At 51.9% G+C, this 4241-nt stretch carries 3 protein-coding genes and 1 pseudogene; all 4 read right to left on the bottom strand.

The window, feature by feature from the left end:
- A partial coding sequence (gene dnaN, locus AB7U36_RS19595) for a DNA polymerase III subunit beta (RefSeq protein ID WP_428161321.1) occupies positions 1–779 on the bottom strand: 779 nt, incomplete at its 3' end.
- A gap of 111 nt (positions 780–890) precedes the next feature.
- Positions 891–1382 (bottom strand): molybdopterin-guanine dinucleotide biosynthesis protein B, encoded by a 492-nt coding sequence (mobB, locus tag AB7U36_RS19590; protein WP_428161320.1) that lies wholly within the window; start codon positions 1380–1382, stop codon positions 891–893.
- An 11-nt stretch (positions 1383–1393) separates the two neighbouring features.
- Positions 1394–3055 (bottom strand): FmdE family protein, encoded by a 1662-nt coding sequence (locus tag AB7U36_RS19585; protein ID WP_428161319.1) that lies wholly within the window; start codon positions 3053–3055, stop codon positions 1394–1396.
- 13 nt (positions 3056–3068) lie between these two features.
- Positions 3069–4241 (bottom strand): annotated as a pseudogene (locus AB7U36_RS19580) (TRAP transporter large permease); the annotation flags it as partial.

The raw sequence follows: 4241 nt of genomic DNA, 5'->3' as shown, positions 1-4241 counted from the left end.
ATCATGCCCTCGAAATTAAGGACAAGCCTGTAGTCCGGATAATCGCCTTCAAGCAGCTTGATCATTATGGATTCATTGGCCCGCTGGAACACGAAATGATTGTCCTTGACGCCCACCTTGATGGTTTCCACATTGGAATCAATGAATTTCCCAAGTTCGGCCAGTCCTTTTTTGGGGATGATCACCCGGGCCTCCCCCAGATCAAGAACCCCTGTAAACGGCGCATCAAAACAATGAAGCCTTCTTGAATCCGTTGAAACGATCCGCAGCTTTTCCTCTCCGTCAACCACGGCCTTTTCGATCAGGGAGCCCAGAACATAGGTTCTTTTTTCCTCGTTCTGGAATCCCACCACCGAAGAGACGGCCACCATCGTTTTCAGGTCCTGGGCTGCAATCTCTATGAAGTTGACGTTTTCAATCACAGGGGTTTCAGGAAAATTTTCATAATCCGAGGAAACAATGTGGTAAACACTGTCCCCGGACCCTATCTCAATCCACCGGTTTTCAACCTCGTTGATGCAGATATTTTCATTGGGATATTCCCTGATGATTTCAAAGAATTTTTTTGAGTTGACAGACAGAATCCCAGGGGTTTCAACCTGGGCCTCATAGGTGCCGGTGAAAACCGTTTCAAGGTCATTGGCCGTGATGGTTATCTTTGACTCAACCGCCGTAATCAAAACATCCGAGGTGATTTTTAAATTTGTTTTTCTGCCCGTGATACCCTGAATTCTTGCCAGAACTTCCAGGATATCCTTTTTATTGAAGGAAAATTTCATTTAGAATCCTTTTTTTATCATCTGTTAAACCGATTAAGTTTATAATAAACTGTCTGATTTTTCAAGAGGAATGGCTGAGGCGATACACCGGGACGTTTAAGGGCCATGGCCCTATGAACGGATAAAACCGGCAAGACCCGGAATATCATCCAGGGCAAAAATTGGGGGGCATGGTTTTTCTGTGTCTGCCGGAACACTATCGCACGCCAGGGCACAGACCTTTTCCACATCTGTAAACAAGGGCGTTTTACCCACATGTTTCCGCCAGATTTCTATTTTGGGATAGGGTCCCCAAATCCATCCTTCAATGAGAACAAGATCTGCATGACAATAATAGGTCTGGATCAGTTTTTCGGGCCGGGTGAAATCAGAGGCCGGGAAATATAAGGCAGCCATTTCAGCGTTGACCATGGCGGCGGGGATTGCCCCGGCTTGCCTGTGTACATAGGAATCTTTGCCCGGTTTGTCCAGTTCATAGGTGTCACTGGAATGCTTCAACGTACCGACACACAGGCCCTGCCCCGAAAAATAGCGCACCAGTTCCGCCACCAGGGTGGTTTTGCCGGAACCGGGCTGGCCGATGATCTGGACAATGGTCTGCATGGGATTGCCCTTTAAATGCTTTTGCCAAAAGCGCAGTTGGGAAACCGGCAGGAACTGCAGTTCAGACACAGGCCCCCGTGGCACAGGCTTGCAAGCTCCCGTTTTCCCGGGCGCTCCCCGGCCATGACCCGGGGCAGAATCAGATCAAAAATAGTGGCCCTGTGGTACAGGCCGCAGGCCGGAAGCCCCATGATAACCGTTTGCTCCGTGTATCCTAAAAGGAACATGGCTCCTGGCAGAACTGCCGACGAATAGTGGGTCCGGTCAAACCCGGCTGCCTCAATGGCATCCTTTGTCACATCGTCGGGGTCCACGGACATGCCGCCGGTGGTGATGATCAGGTCCGTGCCTTTGTCAAGATACTCCCGGATCCTGCCGGCAATCCGCTTTTTATCATCGGGCAGGATACAGAACTCCAGAATATCTGCCCCCAGATTACCCACTTTTTCCGCAATAATGGCCTGGAACCGGTCCTGGATCAGTCCGGTGTATACCTCGTTGCCCACGATGATGAGCCGGATGGTCAAGGGGTTGAACATACTGACTGAAAAAATGGGAAAGGCCTGTTTGGCAAGCGTTGTGGCCTGGTCCAGGTGTGTGCGGCTGATCACCAGGGGGATGGCCCGGGTGGCGGCCAGTGCATGGCCTTTTCTAACCGCCGTGTTTGTGTGAATGCTGGCGCACATGACATCAGCCAGCATGTTGAATTGGGTTAACGCCTCGACATCCACCCGGAACAGACCGGAGCAGGAGGCCCGCAGTTCCAGCTTTCCTTCATGGGGCGGACCGGAAAACGCAACGCCCGGCCCGGCCAGGGCAGATGCCAGTTCAAGCACGGCATCATCCTCATGGACCTGGCTGGCCTCATCCAAATCCAGAACATAGAGATTGTTTTTTCCCATACGCATGAGGCGGCAGATATCCCCGGCCTGGATCCGGTGTCCCCGCTTAAAGGCCGGTTCCTTTGATTGGCCGGGGATGATTTCGGTCATGTCATGGGCAAGGGTCATGCCCTGGGCATTCTGGACAGGAATGGTTTTAAACGGCATCGTTATCTCTTTGGTTGTTTTCTGATTGTTTTCATGGATGTTCACAGGCTCATAATAGGATCCCCGGGCACAGGGCCGGCACAGGATCCGGTTGTTTTTAAAAACTTCCTTTTTATCCCTGACCACAACGCCGCACCGGGCACATACAGCCTTGAACCGTGTGGGACCTGGCATGTCCGATGCCGGGACATTGACGCTTACCTGGGTAACCGTAAACAGATCTGAATCGTCCATGATTTTGTAGGCTTCAAGCTGGGCAAGCCTTGGATCTTCAATGTGGGGCATCAGCTTTGGGGCAAGGTCCCGGGCGGTTTCCGTGGATACGATCCTGAACGCCTTTCCTGTTTCAAGATTCACAAAGCTAGCGGCCATGATTCCGTTGTCAATGAATTTTAAGGATCTTCTGCCTAGCTTCACGCCTGTGACATAGGCAATGGCGTCCGTGGCACACCGGTCTATCTCCACATATACAATGATTTTTTTGATCTGGGGCAGTGTGGACGGTTCGTCCAGGCCAATGAGCCGGCATCCGAGCATGGCCATGCGTACCCCGATCACCTGGCCCGGGCACAGATGGCCATGGGCCTTTGCTGATCCCTCAAGCAGTGTATTAAAATCTTTCAAATCAATTTGGATCCTAGGAGTACATCAAATGGGGCAGAAACAAAATAATGCCGGGAAAAACAATAAGAATGACTATCCCGATAATCAGGGCAATCAAAAACGGGATAATGCCCTTGAATATTTTTTCCAGGGCCACGGTATGGGACAGCACGTTCTGGGCCACCCCGTAGACAACGTAAACATTGATACCCACAGGCGGCGTAATAACCCCCATCTCCGTGACCATGACAATGATAATGCCAAACCATATGGGGTCATACCCCAGCTCCATGACCACCGGAAAAAATATGGGAACCGTGAGGGTAACAAAGGCCAGGGCATCCATAAAACAGCCGCCCAGAAAATAGATCAAAATGATTACGGCAATGACCAGGGTCGGAGCCATATCAAGCCCGCTCACCCAGGATGCAATCTCAAAGGGAATCCGGGTGACGGCCAGAAATTTGCCGAAAATCACGGCCCCTGTGATCAGCATTAAAACCATGCAGGAGGTGGTCAATGTTTCCATTAAGGATTTCACAAACCCCTTTCAGGTGAGCCGGCGTTGAAGCACCGCAATGACCAGAACACCGAACGCGCCTATGGACGCAGCTTCCGAGGGCGTGAACAGACCGTAGAAAATGCCGCCCACCACCAGGGCAAAGATAACCAGGGTCTCTCCAAGGCCCAAAAGCGCTTTGAACCGCTCTGCCCAGGAAAATTTTTCCCCGGCAGGTCCGGCGTTTTTGTCCATAAGACAGGTGATAAAAACAGCGCCGATAAAAAGCAGGGTCACAAGAAGCGCCGGGAATATACCGGCCACAAAAAGCTGACCAATGGATTGCTCCGTTAAAATGCCGTAGATGATCAGCACCACGGACGGGGGCATGATCATGCCGATGCCGCCGCCCGAGGCCACACAGCCTGTAGCCAGTGCATCGTCATAATTGAACCGCTTCATCTCCGGCAACCCCACCGTTGCCATGGTGGCGGCTGTGGCAGGACTTGAGCCGCATACGGCCCCGAAGGCTGTACAGGCGGTTACCGTTGCCATGGCAAGTCCCCCGCGTACGCTGCCCAGGAATTTATACCCGGCTGAATAGAGGCGCTTGGATATGCCGGAATTGAATCCGAGCTGTCCCATGAGGATGAACAGCGGGATGGTGGTCAGGTCATAGGAGGCAAAGGTTTCATAGATATTTCTGGA

It is taken from the genome of Desulfobacter sp. (assembly GCF_050177295.1).
This window is presented reverse-complemented; position numbering and strand designations above follow the sequence as displayed.

Excerpts from the sequence above, each read along its gene's own strand:
- mobB (WP_428161320.1), bottom strand. The coding sequence starts at position 1,382 with ATGCAGACCATTGTCCAGATCATCGGCCAGCCCGGTTCCGGCAAAACC.